The sequence below is a fragment of the Acidihalobacter prosperus genome (assembly GCF_000754095.2).
Classification (GTDB): Bacteria; Pseudomonadota; Gammaproteobacteria; order DSM-5130; family Acidihalobacteraceae; genus Acidihalobacter; species Acidihalobacter prosperus.
The window spans coordinates 333,228-349,880 of record NZ_JQSG02000001.1 but is presented as its reverse complement, the minus strand read 5'-3'; the positions used below and the strand labels follow the sequence as shown (position 1 = coordinate 349,880).

The window sequence follows — 16,653 nt, the reverse complement described above, 5'->3', positions numbered from 1 at the left end:
GGACGGGACGCGCTCAGCCGAACTTGAACAAAATCCCATACCCTCCGCGCGGATACCACCATTCCACGTTCTGGTGTTCCGCGCAAATGATCCGGCAGGTGCCGCATTCCAGGCAGCCGTCCACGCTCAGGGTGACCCCGCCGCTGGCGTCCGGGGCGTAGCAGCCGGCCGGACAACAGAAGGTGCAAACCTTGTCCTTGCAGGCGTCGCGGCACACGCTGGCGTCGCGCAGGGAAATGTGCGGATGCCCCTCGTCGACGCGGTAACGGTTCTGGAACAGTTTTTCCTCGATCTTGACCGGGGTTGCGGTATTCGTGCTCATCGTAGCGCTCTCCACATTTTGTAGGCGTCGCTCAACATGCCCAGCATGCCTCGCCCCTCGCGGAATTCCTGCGAGATACGGCGCTGCTTGGATTTCTTGTCGTCTCCGTCGACATGCAGCATGTGCTTGGCCGCGCGGCTCATCAGTTCCGGATAGGTGGTGAACAGCTGCGGACTGGCGTGCAGCACGTCGGGGACGTGCTTGTACTTCTTCAGGTCGGACATCACGAAGCTGGCGTCGAGGCGGCGCTTGTACTCGCCCAGGTTGCGCGCATCCATCACCCGCCGATGCGCCTTGAGTTCGATGATCGTCTCCGCCGCCAGGCGACCGCTGGTCATCGCCAGGTTCGAGCCCTCGCGGTGCACCGCGTTCACCAGCCCGCCGGCATCGCCGACCATCACCCAACCCTCGCCGTAAAGCTGCGGCACGGCCTTGTAGCCGCCCTCGGGGATCAGGTGGGCGGCGTATTCCTTGCCCTCGGCGCCGCGCAGCAGCGGGCGGATCGCCGGGTGGTTCTTCATGTCCTCGAGCAGCCGATAGGGCGGGATGCCGCCCTCGCGGAAGCTCGACAGCATGCAGCCCACGCCGATGGTCAGCGATTCGCGGTTGGTGTAGAGAAAGCCGGTGCCGATCATGCCCTGGGTGATCTTGCCCATCATCTCGATCACCACGCCCTCGTCCTCGCCGATGTTGAAGCGCTGCTCGATGACGTCGGGCGCCAGGAACAGCACTTCCTTGACCGCGAGCGCCACGTCCTTGGGCTGCAGCTCGCCGTGGAAGCCGGCGCGCTTGGCGACCAGGGAATTCACCCCGTCGGCCAGCACCACCACGTCGGCATGGACGTCACCGCCCATGCGATCGGTCTGCACGCCGATCACCTTGCCGGCATCGTCGCGCAGCAGGCCGGTGACCGTGGTCTCGCAGATCACCAGCGCGCCGGCCTCGCGCACCTTCTCGGAAAACCAGCGGTCGAACTCGGCGCGGATGATGGTGTAGCGGTTGGGCGGGCCGCTCTTGAATTCCTCGGAGCGGAACGTGCTGCCGATATAGGACGCCTCGTCCAGCACCCACAGGCGCTGTTCGAGCACCGGCCGTTCCAGCGGCGCGTCCTCGCGGAAGTCGGGGATGATGCGCTCGAGCGCGTCCGAGTACAGGATCGCACCCTGCACGTTCTTCGAACCGGGGGTCTCGCCCCGCTCGATCTGCAGCACGTTGAGACCGCCCTTGGCGAGGGTGTAGGCGGCGGCGTTGCCCGCCGGCCCGGCACCCACCACGATGGCATCGAAATGTTCGCTCATGAGATAACCCTCGGTGTTTGATTCACTCAACTCGCGGCGCGCGCCACCGCCAGCCGCTGGCGAAACGCCTCGGTCAGGGCGGGGATCAGCTGCACCGCATCCGCGACGATGCCGTAGGTCGCAAAATCGAAGATCGGGGCCTTGGGATCGGTGTTGATCGCGATGATCACGTCCGTACCCTCCATGCCGACACGGTGCTGGATCGCCCCCGAGATGCCGGCGGCGATATACAGGCGCGGACGCACGGTCTTGCCGGTCTGCCCGACCTGCCGGTCCGCCTCGACCCAGCCGGCCTGTACCACCGGCCGCGTCGCGCCGACCTCGGCGCCGAGTACCGCGGCAAGATCGAACAGCAGCTGGAAGTTCTCAGGCTTGCCCATCCCCAGGCCGCCGGCGACGATGATCTCGGCATAGGGCAGCTGCGCGCCCTCGCGCGCCTCGTCGGGGATGAAGTCGAGCACCTTGGACAGCACCGAGGCCTCGTCCAGGGCGAAGCGGCTGCGCACGATCTCGCCGCTGCGTTCGGGCTGCGCCTCGGGCATGGCCATCACGCGCGGGCGCACGGTCGCCATCTGCGGCCGGTAGTTGAGGGTCTGGATGGTGCACAGCAGACTGCCGCCGAAAGTCGGCCGCGTCGCCATCAGGCTGCGGTTGTCCGGGTCGATGTCGAGTTCGGTGCAGTCCGCGGTCAGGCCGGTGCCGAGGGTGGTGGCCACGCTGCCGGCAAGGTCGCGCCCCAGGGTGGTCGCGCCGAGCAGCAGGATCTCCGGCTTGTGCTCGTTGACCAGCGCGGTGAGCGCCTGGGTATAGATCTCGTTGCGGTAGTCGGTCAGCACCTCGCCGGTGCTCAGGTAGACGAGGTCCGCGCCGTAGCCGATGGCATCGCTGCAGATCGGTTCGAGCAGCGCCTCGTCGGCGCCGACGACCACCGCGCCCAGAGGCACCTCCAGGCGGTCGGCCAGCTTGCGGCCCTCGCCGAGCAGTTCCCAGGACACCGGGTGCGCCTGACCCCGCTCCTGTTCCACGAACACCCAGATGCCCTTGTAGACCTCCAGGCTCGGGTCCAGCTTGAAGCGCCGCCCCTTGGGTTTCGAATCTTCCGTCTTGTCGTTCATCGCGTGGCCTCGTCTGCGTACGCGTTCATTCGGTTAGGCGTGCCCATGGATCAGGCGCTCGACCTCGGCGTGTTCCGCGAACAGCCGCTCGACCATGTCGACGGCGATCTCGCCCGCACCGCGCCCCTCGACCGCCAGCTGCTCGGCCGGGTCGGCGCTGGGCTTGGGTGCGAACACCCGCGTCACCACGGTGGGCGAGCCCTTGAGACCGATGCGCGACGGGTCTTCGATACCGGCGTCCTCGCGGCTCCAGCGCCGCACCTCGGCGCGCGCCGCGCGGAACATGTCCGGCAGGCTGCCGTGGCGCAGGGTGTTGACGCCTTCGAGCAGGGTGATCAGGCAGGGCATCGGCGTGTCGATCACCTGCACCCCGCCCTCCGCGCGCCGGTGCACCCGGATGCGGCGGGCCTCTAGATCAATGTCCTCGATCTGCGACACGTAGGTCAGCAGGTTGAAGCCGAGGCGGATGGCGATGCCCGGGCCGACCTGGGCGGTATCGCCGTCGATGGTCTGCTTGCCGGTGATCACGATATCCACCGGCAGCTCGTCGTTGAGCTTGCGGATCGCGGTGGACAGCGCGAACGAGGTGGCCAGCGTGTCCGAACCGGCGAACATGCGGTCGGTCAGCAGCACCGCGTCATCGGCGCCAATGGACAGCGCCTTGCGCAGCGCGGCCTCCGCCGTGGGCGGGCCCATGGTGAGCACCGTGACCCGGCCGCCGAGGCGGTCGCGCACGCGCAGCGCCTCTTCCAAGGCGAACAGGTCGTAGGGATTGACGATCGCGGGCACGCCCTGGCGCATGATGGTGTTGGTCACCGGATGGATACGGATCTGCGCGCTGTCCGGGACCTGCTTGATACAAACGACGATATGCATGGGGAACTCCTGTGTCTCGGTTCGGCCGCGGTGCCGCCGCCGAACCTTCGCGGGTATTCCGAGCAAAACCCATACCACCAGTGCCGTTTCGCCGCAGGGCCACGGCGGACGCGCATCGCGGCGCAACCGACGCCCTCGCCTTTGTAGCAAACCCGACAAAAATTCCGACCGGCGCAGCCTCGTGGTCGGATTTGCCACATGCGGAATACCGCCCGGCGCCCCAAACGGCGCCATCCGGGTCTTGGCACATCAATTGCTGAAACCCCTGGCGAGAGGCTCATTCCCCCAATTCCGCCGAGGTAAACGCCATGCTGACCCTGACCGAACCCGCCATCCGCGCGCTAGAGCGCTTCATCGCGTCCAGCGGCGAACCCGTCGCCGGGCTGCGCGTCACCATCAACGGCGGAGGCTGCTCCGGCTACCAATACGGCATGAAGCTCGAATCCGCCGCCGGCCAGGACGATGTCGTCCTCGACTGCGGCGGCGTATCCGTCTTCGTCGACCCGACCAGCGCGCCGCTGCTCTCCGGCGTCACCGTCGATTTCGTCGACAGCATCGAGGGCTCCGGCTTCAAGTTCGAGAACCCCAATGCGACCGCCAGCTGCGCCTGCGGCTCGTCCTTTTCAGCCTGAATCGCCCGGAGATACCGCCATGTGGGACTACACCGAAAAGGTCAAGGATCACTTCTACAACCCGCGCAACGCCGGCGCCGTGGCCGAAGCCAACGCGGTCGGCGAGGTCGGCTCGATCTCCTGCGGCGACGCCCTGCGCCTGAGTCTCAAGGTCGACCCGGCCGACGAGCGCATTCTCGAAGCCGGTTTCCAGACCTTCGGCTGCGGCTCGGCGATCGCCTCGAGCTCGGCGCTCACCGAGATCATCCGCGGGATGACCCTGGACGAGGCGCTCAAGGTCACCAACCAGGACATCGCCGACTTCCTCGAAGGCCTGCCGCCCGAGAAGATGCACTGCTCGGTGATGGGCCGTGAGGCGCTGGCCGCCGCCGTCGCCAACTACCGCGGCGAGGCCTGGGTCGACGACCATGAGGAAGGCGACCTGGTGTGCAAGTGTTTCGCCGTCGACGCGGTGATGATCGAGAACGTGGTGCGCGAGAACAGACTCTCCAGCGTCGCCGAGGTCACCAACTACACCAAGGCTGGCGGCAGCTGCGCCTCCTGCCACGAGAAGATCGAGGACATCCTGTCCACGGTGATGGCCGAGCGCGGCGAGGTGTTCCAGGCCGCCGGCAAGGCGGCGCCCGCGGCGCCCGCGAAGCGCAACGGCCTGAGCAACCTGGAGCGTATCCGTCTGATCGAGAAGACCATCGCCGAACTGCGCCCGCAGCTGCAGGCCGACCATGGCGACATCGAGCTGATGGACGTCGAGGGCAAGACGATCACCGTGCGCCTGACCGGCGCCTGCACCGGCTGCCAGCTCGCCGGCGCCACGCTCGGCGGCGTGCAGCAGCGCCTGATCGAGGCCCTGGGCGAATTCGTTCGCGTGGTGCCCGCACAGGCCGCGCACAGCGCGGCGGGGGCCTGATCATGGAGCCGATCTATCTCGACAACAACGCCACCACGCGCGTGGATCCGGAAGTCGTCGAGGCGATGCTGCCCTTCTTCACCGAGCAGTTCGGCAACCCCTCCTCGATGCACAGCTTCGGCGACCGCGTCGGTCGCGCGGTCAAGCAGGCGCGGGCGCAGGTGCAATCCCTGCTCGGCGCCGAGCACGATTCGGAGATCATCTTCACCTCCTGCGGCACCGAGTCCGACAGCACCGCAATCCTGTCGGCCCTGCGTGCCCAGCCCGAACGGCGCGAGATCATCACCACCGTGGTCGAGCATCCGGCGGTGCTGACGCTCTGCGACCAGCTCGAGAAGGAGGGCTATACGGTCCACCGTCTCGCCGTCGACAACCGCGGCCGACTCGATCTCGATGAGTACCGCAGGCTGCTCTCCGACCAGGTCGCCGTGGTTTCGGTGATGTGGGCCAACAACGAGAGCGGCACCGTGTTCCCGGTGGTGGAGATGGCCGAGATGGCCTTTGAAGCCGGCGTCATGTTCCATACCGACGCGGTGCAGGCGGTGGGCAAGCTGCCGGTCAAGCTGAGCGAGACCCGTATCGACATGCTGTCGCTCTCCGGGCACAAGCTGCATGCGCCCAAGGGCATCGGCGTGCTCTACCTGCGCCGCGGCACCCGCTTCCGCCCGCTGCTGCGCGGAGGTCATCAGGAGCGTGGGCGTCGGGCCGGCACCGAGAACACGGCCTCCATCGTCGGCCTCGGCAAGGCCGCCGAGCTGGCTCAGGCGCACATCGCGGACGAGAACACGCGCGTGAGGGCGATGCGCGACCGCCTGGAGGAAGGCATTCAGGCGCAGTTGCCGCATGCCTTCGTCAACGGCGACCTCGACAACCGGCTGCCGAACACCGCCAGCATCTCCTTCGAGTACATCGAGGGCGAGGCGATCCTGCTGCTGCTGAACAAGTCCGGCATCGCCGCTTCCAGCGGCTCGGCCTGCACCTCCGGCTCGCTGGAACCCTCGCACGTGATGCGCGCCATGGGCATCCCCTACACCGCCGCCCACGGCACCGTGCGTTTCTCGCTGTCGCGCTACAACACGCCCGAGGAGATCGAGCGCGTGATCGAGGCCGTGCCGCCGATCGTCGCCCAGCTGCGCAAGCTGTCGCCCTACTGGGGCGAGGACGGTCCGGTGACCAACCCCGAAGAGGCCTTCGCCCCGACCTACGCCTGACCCGACCGAGGCGGACCCGATCCGGTCCGCCTCTTTTTTGCGGAGCGTTATATGCATGCCTATACATCGAAGCGGAGACGGCCATGAGCCCCGACGGACGCCTGGGCGGCCGGCTGTCGGTCGAGCGCGACGGGCACGATTTTCTCGGCGCTCGACGCATCGCCCTGCTGCGCGCCATCGCCGAGACCGGATCGATCAGTGCCGCCGCGCGGGCCATCGGCATGAGTTACAAGGCCGCCTGGGACGCGGTGGACGCGATGAACAACCTCGCCGAGCGCCCGCTGGTGGTCAGCGGCACCGGCGGCCGGCATGGCGGCGGCAGCCGACTGACCGACTACGGGCAGCGTCAGATCGCCGTGTTCGAGGTGCTGGAGGACGAATACCTGCGCATGCTCGCGCGCGTGGAAGCGGCCGGCGAGGCCTTCGGCGAGCACCTGCCGTGGATCCGCCGCCTGAATCTGCTCACCAGCGCCCGCAACCAGTTTCTCGGTCGCGTCGTCGACCTCGCCGCCGGCCCGGTCAACGTCGAGGTCGTCCTCGACATCGGCGGCACGGACCGCATCGCCGCGAGCATCACCCATCCCAGCCTGGAGGCGCTCGGTCTCGACCTCGGCAGCGAGGCCTTCGCACTGGTGAAGGCGCCGGCGGTGGGGATCGAAAATGCCCACGCGACGCTTGCCGCAGATTCACACAACAGGCTGTGCGGCACCGTCACGCGGCTGCACGCCGGCACCGACGAGGCCGAGATCGCCATCGCCCTGACCGGGGGCAAGACCGTGGTCTCCGTGATCGACGCCGAGGCATTCGCGCGCCTCGACCTCGCCCCCGGCGCCACCGCCTGCGCCACCTTCGACGCGGCCAGCGTGCTGCTGGCCGTCGCCCGCTGACCCCCACTCACCCAAGGAATCGCCATGAACCGCACCCGACGCTTTATCTCGCAAGCCTGCCTGCTGGGCACCCTGCTCGGCCTCGCCACACCGGCCGCCCTCGCCGACGCGCCGCTGCATATTGCGGTCGCGGCCAATTTCACTGCGCCGATCAAGTTGATAGCGGCCGACTTCAAGCAGCAGACCGGCAAGACCGTACTGCCGAGCTTCGGCGCCACCGGCATGCTCTATGCGCAGATCCGCAACGGCGCGCCCTTCGCGCTGTTCCTGTCCGCCGACAGCCGCCGCCCGCGACTGCTCGCCGAGCAGGGACTCGCGGTGCCGTCGAGCCGGCGCACCTACGCGATCGGTCGCCTGGTGCTGTGGAGCCCTCACGCCGGGCGTTTCGGCGACGGCGGTAAGGTGCTGCGCGCCGGCCAGTTCGCGCGACTTTCCATCGCCGAGCCGAAGGCGGCCCCCTACGGCGCCGCGGCACAGCAGGTGCTCGAACACATGGGCCTGTGGCATAGCCTGCAGCCGCGCATCGTACGCGGCCAGAGTCTGACCCAGGCCTATCAGTACGTGGCCAGCGGCAACGCCCAGCTCGGTTTCGTCGCACTCTCGCAGATCGCCCTGCTGCCCCCCGCGCGCAAGGGCTCGCAGTGGCTGGTGCCGCAATCCTTCTACAAGCCCATCGAACAGCAGGTGGTGCTGCTCAAACGCGCGGCGAACGACCCTACGGCCAAGGCCTTCTACGCCTATCTGAAGAGCCCCAAGGTGGAAAAGATCATTCGCCGCTACGGCTACGAGATCGCCCGCTGAGTTCGTTGGACACCGGAGACACGCCATGGACCTCGAACCGGTCTGGCTGACGCTCGAACTCGCGGGCGTCACCACCGCGATCCTGATGCTCGTCGGCATCCCCCTCGCCTGGTGGCTGGCGCACCGCAGCGGCTGGGTGGGCGCGCTGGTCGGCTCGGTGGTGGCGCTGCCCCTGGTGTTGCCGCCGACCGTGCTGGGCTTCTATCTGCTGGTCGCGCTGGGACCGCACGGCCCGCTCGGCCTGCTCACCGACGCCGCCGGCTTCGGCACGCTCGCCTTCACCTTTCCGGGCCTGGTGGTCGGGTCGGTGATCTACTCGCTGCCCTTCGTGGTGCAACCGGTACAGGCGGCCTTCGAGGCGATCGGGCGACAGCCGCTGGAGGCCGCAGCGACCCTGCGTGCGGCACCGCTGGATCGCTTTTTCACCGTCGCCCTGCCGCTGGCTCGGCCCGGTATCCTCACCGGCGCCACGCTGGGCTTCGCGCACACGGTCGGCGAGTTCGGCGTGGTGCTGATGATCGGCGGCAACATCCCCGGCCAGACCAAGGTGCTTTCGCTCGCGATCTACGATTACGTCGAAAACCTGCAGTACCACGAGGCCAATCTACTGTCCGGAGGCATGCTGGTGTTCTCGCTGCTGGTACTCCTGCTGCTGCGCTTGATCGCGCCGCGGCAGGCGGGGCTGCGTCCGTGAAGGGGCTTTCCTGCGCGCTGCGCCTGCAGCGGGACGGCTTCGGTCTCGACCTCGAACTCGACGCCGCACCCGGCGTCACGGCCCTGTTCGGCCGCTCGGGCTGCGGCAAGAGCACCACCCTGCGCTGCCTCGCCGGGCTCGCGCGCGCGCAGGGACGCGTGCAGCTCGATGGCGAGACCTGGCAGGACGACGCGCGCAGCGTGTTCCTGCCCACCCACCGCCGGCCGCTGGGATTCGTGTTCCAGCAGCCCGAGCTGTTCGCCCACATGACGGTGCGACGCAACCTCGAATTCGGCCTGCGCCGTACCCCGGCGGCACGCCGGCGCGTGGTCTGGGAGCAGGCCATCGCCCTGCTTGGCATCGACGCCCTGCTCAAGCGCGGTGTGGCCCACCTGTCCGGTGGCGAGCGCCAGCGCGTGGCCATCGCCCGCACCCTGCTCACCAGTCCGCGGCTGCTGCTGATGGACGAGCCGCTGTCGGCCCTGGACGTGACCTCCAAGGCCGCCATCCTGCCCTACCTGGAACGCCTCCACCGCGAGCTCGACATCCCGGTGATCTACGTCAGCCACGCGCCCGACGAGGTCGTACGGCTCGCCGACCGCGTCGCGCTGATGCGCGACGGTCGCATCGTCGAGCGCGGCCCGCTCACCGAGCTGCTCGCCGCCGGCCGGCTGCCGCTGGGCGGTCAGCCAGGCGACGCCGGCGTCATCATCGACGGCACGCTCGAAGCCTTCGACGAACGCACCCATCTCGCCACGATCCGGTTTGCAGACGGTACATTCCGGATCGCACTCGACAACACCAGGCCCGGCGCACCGATCCGGCTGCGCATCCACGCCAGCGACGTCAGCATCGCCCTGCACGACCACAGCGGCGAGACCAGCATCCTCAACGTGTTCCCCGCCCGCATCGCCGAGATCGCCGGGGATGGACCTACCCTGAGCGTCCGCCTCGACCTCGGCAGTACCGCGCTGCTCGCCGGCATCACCCGACACTCGCGCGAACACCTGGGCCTGCACGAGGGCCAGCGCGTCCATGCCCAGGTCAAGGCGGTCGCCCTGCTCGACTGAGCGGCGCGCGATGCGTTTGTCGCAGTTCCGACAAAGTTCGGGGCATCGACGTTTTCCACTCCATAAGAAAAACATTAAGCATTTGTAAATTAAATATTTTTAATTGGGCACGCGGTTTGCTTTCCTGCCTGTACAGGCCTTGGAGAGAACGCCATGCAAGCCCAACGAAGCCCGGTGATCGACGACACGACCCTGCGCGACGGCGAACAGTCGGCAGGCGTGGCCTTCTCGCTCGACGAGAAGATCGAGATTGCACGCGCGCTGGTCGAGCTCGGCGTCCCCGAGCTTGAAGTCGGCATTCCGGCGATGGGTGCCGCCGAACGCGAATCGGTCCGCGCCATCGCACAGCTCGCACTCCCGGCGCGGCTGGTACTGTGGAGCCGCATGCGCACCGACGATCTCGCCCTGTGTGCGGATCTCGGCGCGCACATGGTCGATCTGTCGATACCGGTTTCCGACCAGCAGATCCGGCACAAGCTGGGCCGCGACCGCAACTGGGTGCTCGCCTGCATCGGGCGCCACGTCGCCGCGGCGCTGGATCTCGGGCTTGATGTCTGCGTCGGCGCCGAGGACGCCTCACGCGCCGACCCCGATTTCCTCGATCGCGTCGCCGAGGCCGCCCAGCTCGCCGGCGCGCGGCGCATGCGCTTCGCCGACACGGTCGGCATACTCGACCCCTTCGGCGTCTACGAGCGCATCTCCCGCCTGCGTGCCCGCTGCGACCTCGACATCGAGATGCACGCCCACGACGACCTCGGACTCGCCACGGCCAATACGCTGGCCGCCGCGCGCGCCGGGGCCACCCACCTCAACACCACGGTCAATGGCCTTGGCGAACGCGCCGGCAATGCCGCGCTGGAAGAGGTGGTGGCCGGTCTGCGCCATCTCTACGCGATGGAGACGGGCATCGACCTGCAGCGCTTTACCGGGGTCTCGCAGCTCGTGGCGCAGGCCTCCGGCCGCCCGGTCTCCTGGCACAAGAGCCTGGTCGGCGAAGGCGTGTTCGACCACGAGGCCGGCATCCATGTCGACGGCCTGCTCAAGGACCCGCACAACTACCAGGGTATCGATCCCGGCGAGCTGGGCCGCAGCCACCGCTTCGTGCTCGGCAAGCACTCCGGCGTGCATGCCCTGACCCACGCCTACGCGGCACTCGGCATCACCCTCACCCGCGACCAGGCCGAGGCACTGCTGGAGCAGCTGCGCGGCTTTGCCACCCGCGCCAAGCGGGCCCCGCTGCCCGAGGAACTGCTCGGCTTCTACGGCGCACTGGCGCCTCTGCCCACACCCGGCACGCACTAGGAGGACCGCATGACCCTGCATCTGCAGCCGCGCATGAACCCTGTCCGTCCGACGCTGTTCGCGCAATGGCGCGAGGACATCGCCTGCGTGTTCGAGCGCGACCCGGCGGCACGCAGCCGCCTGGAGGTCCTCACCACGTATCCCGGCGTGCATGCGCTGGTCGTGCACCGCCTGGCGCACCGCCTGTGGACCTCCGGCTGGCGGTATCCGGCCCGTCTGCTCGCCTTCGCCTCACGGCTGTGGAGCAATGTCGACATTCATCCCGGCGCACGCATCGGCCGCCGCCTGTTCATCGACCATGGCGCCTGCGTGGTGATCGGCGAAACCGCCGAACTCGGCGACGACGTGACCCTCTACCACGGGGTCACCCTGGGCGGCACCACCTGGAACGCCGGCAAGCGCCACCCGACCCTGGGCAACGGCGTGCTGGTCGGTGCCGGCGCCAAGATACTCGGCCCGATCACGCTGGGCGACGGGGTACGCGTCGGCGCCAACTCCGTGGTCATCGAGGACGTGCCCAGCCAGCGCACGGTGATCGGGATCCCCGGGCGCATCGTGCAGACCGGCCCGCGGCCCGCGGAGGCACACGGCATCGATCTCAACCATCATCTCGTGCCCGATCCGGTCGGCAAGGCGATCGCCTGCCTGATGGCGCGCATCGACACCCTGGAAAACCGCCTCGCCGTGCACGAGGCCGCCCCCGAGACGGACTGCACCGAATGCGAAGCCGAGACCCTGTGCGAAGACCACGCCACGGCGCGTACGCCCACCCGCAAGGCGAGCTGACATGGACCTGCACGACTTCGACGATTCGGAACTCTATTTCGAACATCCGCTAGACCCGGAAGCCCAGGCCCTGATCGAAGCCGCGTCGTCATACTACGGGGAGGCCGCGGCAGAGGCCGAGCGCTGCCTGCTGCGCGCGCATCTGATCGCGCCGCGGCATCTCAGCGTGCTGGTCGCGCTGTATCGCTTCTACTACTACCAGCATCGCTACGACGAGGCCCTGCGGGTCGCCGAGCACGCCCTCGAAACCGCCGGCGCCGCGCTGCACCTGCATGGCGACTGGCGCAGCCTGACCGTCTCCGCGATCGCCGCCGCCGGCGCGCGCTCGATGAACATGCTGCGGTTCTACCTGCTGGCGCTCAAGGGCTCGGGTTTCCTGTGCCTGCGCATGGACCGCCGCGCCGAGGCCGCCGAACGCCTGGGCATGGTGACCGCCTTCGACCCCGGCGACCGTCTCGGCGCGCGCTTCCTGCTGCTCATGGCACAGGGCGTGGACCGGCTGCCCCACACGACTTGACCCACTGAGGACACCCCCATGCACGACGACGATTTTTCCTTTGAAGACGACCTGGAATCCCTGAGCAGCGCCGAGGACTTCCTCGACTATTTCGAGGTCGAATACACCCCTTCGGTGGTCCACGTGAACCGCCTGCACATCCTGCAGCGCTTCCACGACTACCTGGCGCGCGCCGCCGATCAACTGCCCGAGGCCGAGGAACCGCGGCGCATGGCGTACAAGACCCTGCTCGAACGCGCCTACCTCGACTTCGTGAAGTCCGACGCGCTGACCGAGAAGGTGTTCAAGGTCTTCAAGCAACAGAACGGCGGTGGCTTCGTGCCGCTCAGCCAGCTCGCCAAGTGACATGAAACCGCGCTTCGAATACGGCTCGGAAGTCCGCCTGATCCGCAACGTGCGCAACGACGGCACCTACCCGGGACTCGACCCCGGCACGATGCTCGTGCAGCGCGGCGCGGTCGGCTACGTCCGCGATGTCGGCACCTTTCTGCAGGATCAGCTCATCTATTCGGTGGATTTCTTCGATCTGGGCATGCGCGTCGGCTGCCGCGAGGCCGAGCTGATCCCCGCCGACGCCGAATGGACGCCCAGCCGCTTCGAGTTCCGCGACAAGGTGCGTGCACGGCAGCCGTTGGCCTTGTCCGGAGAGGTGCGGGTGCAGGCAGGTCAGAGCGGCGAGATCCAGACCGTGATGGAGGGCGACGACGGCACCCCGCTCTACGAAGTGCGCTTCCCCGGACTCACCCTGCTCGTCCCCGAGCTTGGACTCTTGCCGGGAGACGACGCGGAACTGGAGGACGGAAATGACGAGTAAGGCCGCCTCGCGACGCCCGGCAGCGGCGCGACTCGCACCCGAAATCGCCTATCTGGCGCTCGACATGGCCCTGGAAAAGCATCGCAAGCCCTTGTCCGAGCTGGACGACGAGATCGCCTCGGCACTGCTCGATGCCGCCGACCGGCGTTTCAGGCTGGAGCGCCGCATGCTGGCATCCGCCCTCGGCTCGTCCGCGCAGGTACCGGCATCCACGCTGGCGGACGCCGAGCAGCGGATTCACGGACGCTACGATTCCAACGAGGAACTGCTCGCGGATCTGAGGCGCAACCGGCTGGATATTGAAGGACTGCGCGCGGCCTTGCATCACAATCTGCGTGTCGAGGCGCTGCGCGCGCAGGTGCGACGACAGGCGCCGGCGGTGAATGACATCGACGCCCGCCTGTATTACCAGGCTCATCGCAACGACTTCGATCTGCCGGAAACGCGCAGCGCCCGCCACATCCTGATCACGGTCAACCCGGATTTCCCTGAAAATACCGAGCAAGCCGCCAAGCGACGCCTCGGCGCGCTGCGCGCGCAGATCGAACGAGCCCCGGACCGTTTCGAGGCGCTGGCGCAGCGGCACTCCGAATGTCCCACCGGTCTCGAAGGCGGACGCCTGGGCCGGCTGCGCCGCGGCATGCTCTATCCCGCGCTCGACCGCTGCCTGTTCACGCTCGGAGAAGGTGAATTGAGCGGGGTCGAGCGATCGCCGCTCGGCTGGCATCTGCTGCGCTGCGATCAGGTACACCCGCCGCGCACCATCGGCGAGCTACAGGCGCTGCCGCGCATCCGCGCCCTGCTCGCCCAGCGCCTGCAGGATGCCCACGAACAGGCCTGGATCGATTCCCTGCAGACAGACGACGTGGACTGACGACACGGGCGGCATCCCGCCGCCGTCCCATCCTTTCCTCGAATCGATCTCCGGGCAGCTCGCCCGTCATTCGACGTCCGCCCCCGCTCCAAACGGCTCGGAAGGATCGTTCGAGGCCATCCACGATGCCGCGCATGGCCAGGTCAACAGAGCCATGCGCGGCCGCGGCGCAGTTCAGGCAGGCACGCAGGTGTTCGATACGGGGCAGACATCCGCGCATTGCGCGCTGTCGAAAAAGCCCTCGCATTCCGTGCACAGATCGGCGTTGATGTAGAACATGCCGCGTTTTTCGTAGATGGCTTCGTTGGGGCAAATCGGTTCGCACATACCGCAAACCGTGCACTGCGACTCGATGATCTTGTAGGCCATGACAGTTTCTCCGTGGGTTGGGCGTTAGCTGCAATACTGTTCTGCAAATCGGGTGCCGCCCAAGATTTAAATTTTATCAATATATATTTCAATTAGTTAAAAACCATTCTTCATGTAGATACGCGATATTGCGTGCGCCGTTGTCGCATTTGCGACAAGTCCTTCGTGCGCTTCAGCCACCCAGCAGGTGCACATAGGCCTCGCGCAGCAAACCGAGCTCCGTCGGCGGCAGGTCGCGCACCTCCAGCAGATCGACGAATCGCGCCTCGCGACGCGCGGCGGCGGCAAACGGCGGATCGACCTCCGTGACACGCAGCAGCACGACCTCCGCCGCGTGACCGTCCGGCAGACGGATCCGCCGATGAAACCCGGGTACCGCGCACAACGATGCCGTCGGCAGATCCAGCCAGCGTGCGGCCGCCCGCACACAGGCCGCCGGATGCACACGCGATGGCGCATCCGGCGCATCGCCCGGATGGGCGCCCTCCGGCAACGGCGAAAAAAGGGTCGCCCCCCAGGGCAGACGCAAAAAGCGCAGGCGCGCGCTGGTGGCCTGCTTGTGGCAGACCAGCAGCCGCGTCGAATCGCCCATGGGGCGCTCCGTGGCCGTCAGCGGCTCTGCCGCGCCGTTATTCACCGTCGCGGATGCATTCATGCCTGCGCCAGCACGGCGCCGATCTCGCCATCGTCCACCGCCGCATGGCTGTGGCAGCCCTTGGGGCAGACCCGCGCGCAGGCGCCGCAGCCGATGCAGTCGAGACGATCCTCGATCGCCATCACCATGGCGCGATCGTCGTCGTCGTAATCGTCGTCTTCATCGCCGCCGCGCTCGACCAGGGTGAACACGTTGCGCGGGCAGACCTTGAAGCAGCGGCCGCAACCGATGCATTTCTTCTGGTCCAGCGTCTGGATGAACTGCGGCGTCCAGGCTTCGCCGCCGCGCGTGGTGCCGTGTACCAGGCTCATGGGGTTTCCTCCTCGGTCGCCTGCGCCGCTTCCAGCCGGGCCACCGCATCGCGCCACGCGATGCAGGCCGCATAGGTGGAATCGGCGATGCCGGGCAGCGCCTCATAGCCGGCCGGCAGGCGGTCCTCCACCAGGTCGTGCAGCTGCGAGGCCCACTCAGTGGCGATGCGCTTGCACTTCTTCACATCCTTTTCCAGGCGTTTGAGTTCATCGGCATCCATCGCGCACCCTCCTGTTCAGAGTCCAGCCACCGCCGGGTATTCACCGACCGCCGCCAACGCCGAAGCCACGTACTTGTCGCCCTCGTCCTTGAGCTTGCTCAGGCTGGCAAAACCGAAGCGGTGCACGTCGCGCAGCGGGCGGTCGAGCACCACGAGCTTGCCCACGGTGATCAGCGCGCGGCCGAAGCCCTCGTGCGACAGATGCACCATCGGCACGGCCATCAACCCGCATTCCTTCTCGATCGACACCGCGATGGCGTTGTAGAAGGCCACCACGCGCGACACCGTGACCTCGTCCGGATCGCCCACCACCGGAATCTCGCGCTTGCGCTCGGGGGTCAGAACCAGCGGTGCCAGCAGGCGCTCGGCCGGCCAGTCGTCGCAGGTGCCATAGCTGTCCAGGGCCCGGATCTGGCGCACCATTTCCTTGATGAAATCGGTCTCCAGGACCTCGGTATCTGCTTGCAATGCGGCTGTTTCACTCATGACTTCGACTCCACTGCTGGCTCTTGAATGCACGCGTCGCCGCAGCGCGCGTGCCGTGAGGGTGTTTCATTCATCCCAACCTTCCGCGTCCATCTGTTCGAAACGGGTGGGATCGTTGTCGCGCTGCTTGACCGCGGGCACCGTCGGCCAGGGCGTCTCGCCGTCGCGCAGCGACTCGCGGATACGCACCAGCTGCTGGGCGATGGAGGTACCCTTGTCGACCTTGACCGCGCCCACGCCCACGGCAATCAGGCGCTTGAGCGCCGAGCCGCCGACCGCCAGGCAATAGACCGCGTCGCAGCCGGTCAGCGCGCACAGCTTGTCGTCCAGCTTGTCCTCGTTGCCGTCCTGCGCCAGGCTGCCGAACTCCAGGGCCTCGGCGAGACTGGCCTGGCCGTCCTCGATCTCGTAGATCGCGAACGCACCGGCCGAGCCGAAGTGCTGGTTGACCGTAGCCATGTCGGAGGTGGCGAAGGCGATGCGGTAACGCTTGCCGTTCATGCCT

23 protein-coding genes are annotated in these 16,653 nt (G+C 67.6%); 13 read left to right on the top strand and 10 right to left on the bottom strand.

Features of this window, described 5'->3' with window-relative positions; translation table 11 throughout:
- Positions 1–13 precede the first annotated feature (13 nt).
- Genes THPRO_RS01705 through THPRO_RS01690 form a run of 4 tightly spaced genes read right to left on the bottom strand, consistent with a single transcriptional unit; the run spans position 14 to position 3,611 of the window.
- Positions 14–322, bottom strand: a complete 309-nt coding sequence (locus tag THPRO_RS01705) for a ferredoxin family protein (RefSeq protein ID WP_038093409.1) — start codon at positions 320–322, stop codon at positions 14–16.
- On the bottom strand, positions 319–1,620 hold the full coding sequence (locus THPRO_RS01700; protein ID WP_065089117.1) for an FAD-dependent monooxygenase: 1,302 nt from the start codon (positions 1,618–1,620) through the stop codon (positions 319–321). Before THPRO_RS01700 ends, THPRO_RS01705 begins: the two co-directional genes overlap by 4 nt.
- 26 nt (positions 1,621–1,646) lie before the next feature.
- The gene (locus tag THPRO_RS01695) at positions 1,647–2,735 is read right to left on the bottom strand and encodes an electron transfer flavoprotein subunit alpha/FixB family protein (RefSeq protein ID WP_038093407.1); all 1,089 of its coding nucleotides are present in this window, start codon (positions 2,733–2,735) and stop codon (positions 1,647–1,649) included.
- A gap of 33 nt (positions 2,736–2,768) precedes the next feature.
- Complete coding sequence (locus tag THPRO_RS01690) at positions 2,769–3,611, bottom strand: electron transfer flavoprotein subunit beta/FixA family protein (RefSeq protein ID WP_038093460.1); 843 nt, start codon at positions 3,609–3,611, stop codon at positions 2,769–2,771.
- A 308-nt stretch (positions 3,612–3,919) separates the two neighbouring features.
- Here THPRO_RS01690 and THPRO_RS01685 point away from each other — a divergent pair, with 308 nt between their 5' ends.
- The 13 genes from THPRO_RS01685 (at position 3,920) to nifM (ending at position 14,106) form a co-directional block, all read left to right on the top strand.
- Complete coding sequence (locus THPRO_RS01685; RefSeq protein ID WP_065089116.1) at positions 3,920–4,243, top strand: HesB/IscA family protein; 324 nt, start codon at positions 3,920–3,922, stop codon at positions 4,241–4,243.
- Positions 4,244–4,262: 19 nt separating this feature from the next.
- Positions 4,263–5,150 carry a Fe-S cluster assembly protein NifU gene (gene nifU, locus THPRO_RS01680; protein ID WP_065089115.1) on the top strand — a complete coding sequence of 296 codons (888 nt, stop codon included), beginning with the start codon at positions 4,263–4,265 and terminating at the stop codon, positions 5,148–5,150.
- A gap of 2 nt (positions 5,151–5,152) precedes the next feature.
- The gene (gene nifS, locus THPRO_RS01675) at positions 5,153–6,361 is read left to right on the top strand and encodes a cysteine desulfurase NifS (RefSeq protein WP_038093404.1); all 1,209 of its coding nucleotides are present in this window, start codon (positions 5,153–5,155) and stop codon (positions 6,359–6,361) included.
- A gap of 83 nt (positions 6,362–6,444) precedes the next feature.
- Positions 6,445–7,248, top strand: coding sequence for a TOBE domain-containing protein (locus THPRO_RS01670; protein ID WP_038093402.1), 804 nt, complete (start codon positions 6,445–6,447; stop codon positions 7,246–7,248).
- Positions 7,249–7,272: 24 nt separating this feature from the next.
- The gene (modA, locus tag THPRO_RS01665; RefSeq protein ID WP_052064683.1) at positions 7,273–8,049 is read left to right on the top strand and encodes a molybdate ABC transporter substrate-binding protein; all 777 of its coding nucleotides are present in this window, start codon (positions 7,273–7,275) and stop codon (positions 8,047–8,049) included.
- A gap of 25 nt (positions 8,050–8,074) precedes the next feature.
- On the top strand, positions 8,075–8,743 hold the full coding sequence (modB, locus tag THPRO_RS01660; protein ID WP_038093399.1) for a molybdate ABC transporter permease subunit: 669 nt from the start codon (positions 8,075–8,077) through the stop codon (positions 8,741–8,743).
- Positions 8,740–9,813, top strand: coding sequence for a molybdenum ABC transporter ATP-binding protein (gene modC, locus THPRO_RS01655; RefSeq protein WP_038093396.1), 1,074 nt, complete (start codon positions 8,740–8,742; stop codon positions 9,811–9,813). Before modB ends, modC begins: the two co-directional genes overlap by 4 nt.
- A 153-nt stretch (positions 9,814–9,966) precedes the next feature.
- The gene (gene nifV / locus THPRO_RS01650) at positions 9,967–11,115 is read left to right on the top strand and encodes a homocitrate synthase (RefSeq protein WP_038093393.1); all 1,149 of its coding nucleotides are present in this window, start codon (positions 9,967–9,969) and stop codon (positions 11,113–11,115) included.
- A 9-nt stretch (positions 11,116–11,124) separates the two neighbouring features.
- Positions 11,125–11,901, top strand: a complete 777-nt coding sequence (cysE, locus tag THPRO_RS01645; RefSeq protein ID WP_082954361.1) for a serine O-acetyltransferase — start codon at positions 11,125–11,127, stop codon at positions 11,899–11,901.
- A gap of 1 nt (position 11,902) precedes the next feature.
- Positions 11,903–12,418 (top strand): hypothetical protein, encoded by a 516-nt coding sequence (locus tag THPRO_RS01640; protein ID WP_038093391.1) that lies wholly within the window; start codon positions 11,903–11,905, stop codon positions 12,416–12,418.
- 18 nt (positions 12,419–12,436) lie between these two features.
- Positions 12,437–12,763 carry a nitrogenase-stabilizing/protective protein NifW gene (nifW, locus tag THPRO_RS01635; protein ID WP_038093389.1) on the top strand — a complete coding sequence of 109 codons (327 nt, stop codon included), beginning with the start codon at positions 12,437–12,439 and terminating at the stop codon, positions 12,761–12,763.
- A 1-nt stretch (position 12,764) separates the two neighbouring features.
- Positions 12,765–13,232, top strand: coding sequence for a nitrogen fixation protein NifZ (locus tag THPRO_RS01630; protein ID WP_038093387.1), 468 nt, complete (start codon positions 12,765–12,767; stop codon positions 13,230–13,232).
- Positions 13,222–14,106: a nitrogen fixation protein NifM gene (gene nifM / locus THPRO_RS01625; protein WP_052064682.1), complete on the top strand. Its 885-nt coding sequence runs from the start codon at positions 13,222–13,224 to the stop codon at positions 14,104–14,106. The genes THPRO_RS01630 and nifM overlap by 11 nt, the downstream gene beginning before the upstream one ends.
- Positions 14,107–14,280: 174 nt before the next feature.
- Here nifM and THPRO_RS01620 read toward each other — a convergent pair whose 3' ends face one another.
- From THPRO_RS01620 to THPRO_RS01595, 6 genes are all read right to left on the bottom strand, one after another.
- Complete coding sequence (locus THPRO_RS01620) at positions 14,281–14,475, bottom strand: 4Fe-4S binding protein (RefSeq protein WP_038093386.1); 195 nt, start codon at positions 14,473–14,475, stop codon at positions 14,281–14,283.
- Positions 14,476–14,647: 172 nt separating this feature from the next.
- Entirely contained in the window at positions 14,648–15,130 is a 483-nt protein-coding gene (locus THPRO_RS01615; protein WP_052064681.1) for a hypothetical protein, read from the bottom strand.
- Positions 15,127–15,441: a ferredoxin III, nif-specific gene (fdxB, locus tag THPRO_RS01610; RefSeq protein WP_038093384.1), complete on the bottom strand. Its 315-nt coding sequence runs from the start codon at positions 15,439–15,441 to the stop codon at positions 15,127–15,129. The genes THPRO_RS01615 and fdxB overlap by 4 nt, the downstream gene beginning before the upstream one ends.
- Positions 15,438–15,662, bottom strand: coding sequence for a CCE_0567 family metalloprotein (locus THPRO_RS01605; protein ID WP_038093381.1), 225 nt, complete (start codon positions 15,660–15,662; stop codon positions 15,438–15,440). The genes fdxB and THPRO_RS01605 overlap by 4 nt, the downstream gene beginning before the upstream one ends.
- 15 nt (positions 15,663–15,677) lie before the next feature.
- Positions 15,678–16,148, bottom strand: coding sequence for a NifX-associated nitrogen fixation protein (locus THPRO_RS01600; protein ID WP_038093378.1), 471 nt, complete (start codon positions 16,146–16,148; stop codon positions 15,678–15,680).
- Positions 16,149–16,214: 66 nt separating this feature from the next.
- Positions 16,215–16,649 carry a NifB/NifX family molybdenum-iron cluster-binding protein gene (locus THPRO_RS01595; protein WP_038093376.1) on the bottom strand — a complete coding sequence of 145 codons (435 nt, stop codon included), beginning with the start codon at positions 16,647–16,649 and terminating at the stop codon, positions 16,215–16,217.
- Positions 16,650–16,653: the final 4 nt, after the last annotated feature.

What these genes read in the sequence shown, in the direction of transcription:
- THPRO_RS01705 (WP_038093409.1), bottom strand. Translation starts at nt 322, where the DNA reads ATGAGCACGAATACCGCAACCCCGGTCAAGATCGAGGAAAAACTGTTC.
- THPRO_RS01700 (WP_065089117.1), bottom strand. Translation starts at nt 1,620, where the DNA reads ATGAGCGAACATTTCGATGCCATCGTGGTGGGTGCCGGGCCGGCGGGC.
- THPRO_RS01695 (WP_038093407.1), bottom strand. Translation starts at nt 2,735, where the DNA reads ATGAACGACAAGACGGAAGATTCGAAACCCAAGGGGCGGCGCTTCAAG.
- THPRO_RS01690 (WP_038093460.1), bottom strand. Translation starts at nt 3,611, where the DNA reads ATGCATATCGTCGTTTGTATCAAGCAGGTCCCGGACAGCGCGCAGATC.
- THPRO_RS01685 (WP_065089116.1), top strand. Translation starts at nt 3,920, where the DNA reads ATGCTGACCCTGACCGAACCCGCCATCCGCGCGCTAGAGCGCTTCATC.
- nifU (WP_065089115.1), top strand. Translation starts at nt 4,263, where the DNA reads ATGTGGGACTACACCGAAAAGGTCAAGGATCACTTCTACAACCCGCGC.
- nifS (WP_038093404.1), top strand. Translation starts at nt 5,153, where the DNA reads ATGGAGCCGATCTATCTCGACAACAACGCCACCACGCGCGTGGATCCG.
- THPRO_RS01670 (WP_038093402.1), top strand. Translation starts at nt 6,445, where the DNA reads ATGAGCCCCGACGGACGCCTGGGCGGCCGGCTGTCGGTCGAGCGCGAC.
- modA (WP_052064683.1), top strand. Translation starts at nt 7,273, where the DNA reads ATGAACCGCACCCGACGCTTTATCTCGCAAGCCTGCCTGCTGGGCACC.
- modB (WP_038093399.1), top strand. Translation starts at nt 8,075, where the DNA reads ATGGACCTCGAACCGGTCTGGCTGACGCTCGAACTCGCGGGCGTCACC.
- nifV (WP_038093393.1), top strand. Translation starts at nt 9,967, where the DNA reads ATGCAAGCCCAACGAAGCCCGGTGATCGACGACACGACCCTGCGCGAC.
- cysE (WP_082954361.1), top strand. Translation starts at nt 11,125, where the DNA reads ATGACCCTGCATCTGCAGCCGCGCATGAACCCTGTCCGTCCGACGCTG.
- THPRO_RS01640 (WP_038093391.1), top strand. Translation starts at nt 11,903, where the DNA reads ATGGACCTGCACGACTTCGACGATTCGGAACTCTATTTCGAACATCCG.
- nifW (WP_038093389.1), top strand. Translation starts at nt 12,437, where the DNA reads ATGCACGACGACGATTTTTCCTTTGAAGACGACCTGGAATCCCTGAGC.
- THPRO_RS01630 (WP_038093387.1), top strand. Translation starts at nt 12,765, where the DNA reads ATGAAACCGCGCTTCGAATACGGCTCGGAAGTCCGCCTGATCCGCAAC.
- nifM (WP_052064682.1), top strand. Translation starts at nt 13,222, where the DNA reads ATGACGAGTAAGGCCGCCTCGCGACGCCCGGCAGCGGCGCGACTCGCA.
- THPRO_RS01620 (WP_038093386.1), bottom strand. Translation starts at nt 14,475, where the DNA reads ATGGCCTACAAGATCATCGAGTCGCAGTGCACGGTTTGCGGTATGTGC.
- THPRO_RS01615 (WP_052064681.1), bottom strand. Translation starts at nt 15,130, where the DNA reads ATGAATGCATCCGCGACGGTGAATAACGGCGCGGCAGAGCCGCTGACG.
- fdxB (WP_038093384.1), bottom strand. Translation starts at nt 15,441, where the DNA reads ATGAGCCTGGTACACGGCACCACGCGCGGCGGCGAAGCCTGGACGCCG.
- THPRO_RS01605 (WP_038093381.1), bottom strand. Translation starts at nt 15,662, where the DNA reads ATGGATGCCGATGAACTCAAACGCCTGGAAAAGGATGTGAAGAAGTGC.
- THPRO_RS01600 (WP_038093378.1), bottom strand. Translation starts at nt 16,148, where the DNA reads ATGAGTGAAACAGCCGCATTGCAAGCAGATACCGAGGTCCTGGAGACC.
- THPRO_RS01595 (WP_038093376.1), bottom strand. Translation starts at nt 16,649, where the DNA reads ATGAACGGCAAGCGTTACCGCATCGCCTTCGCCACCTCCGACATGGCT.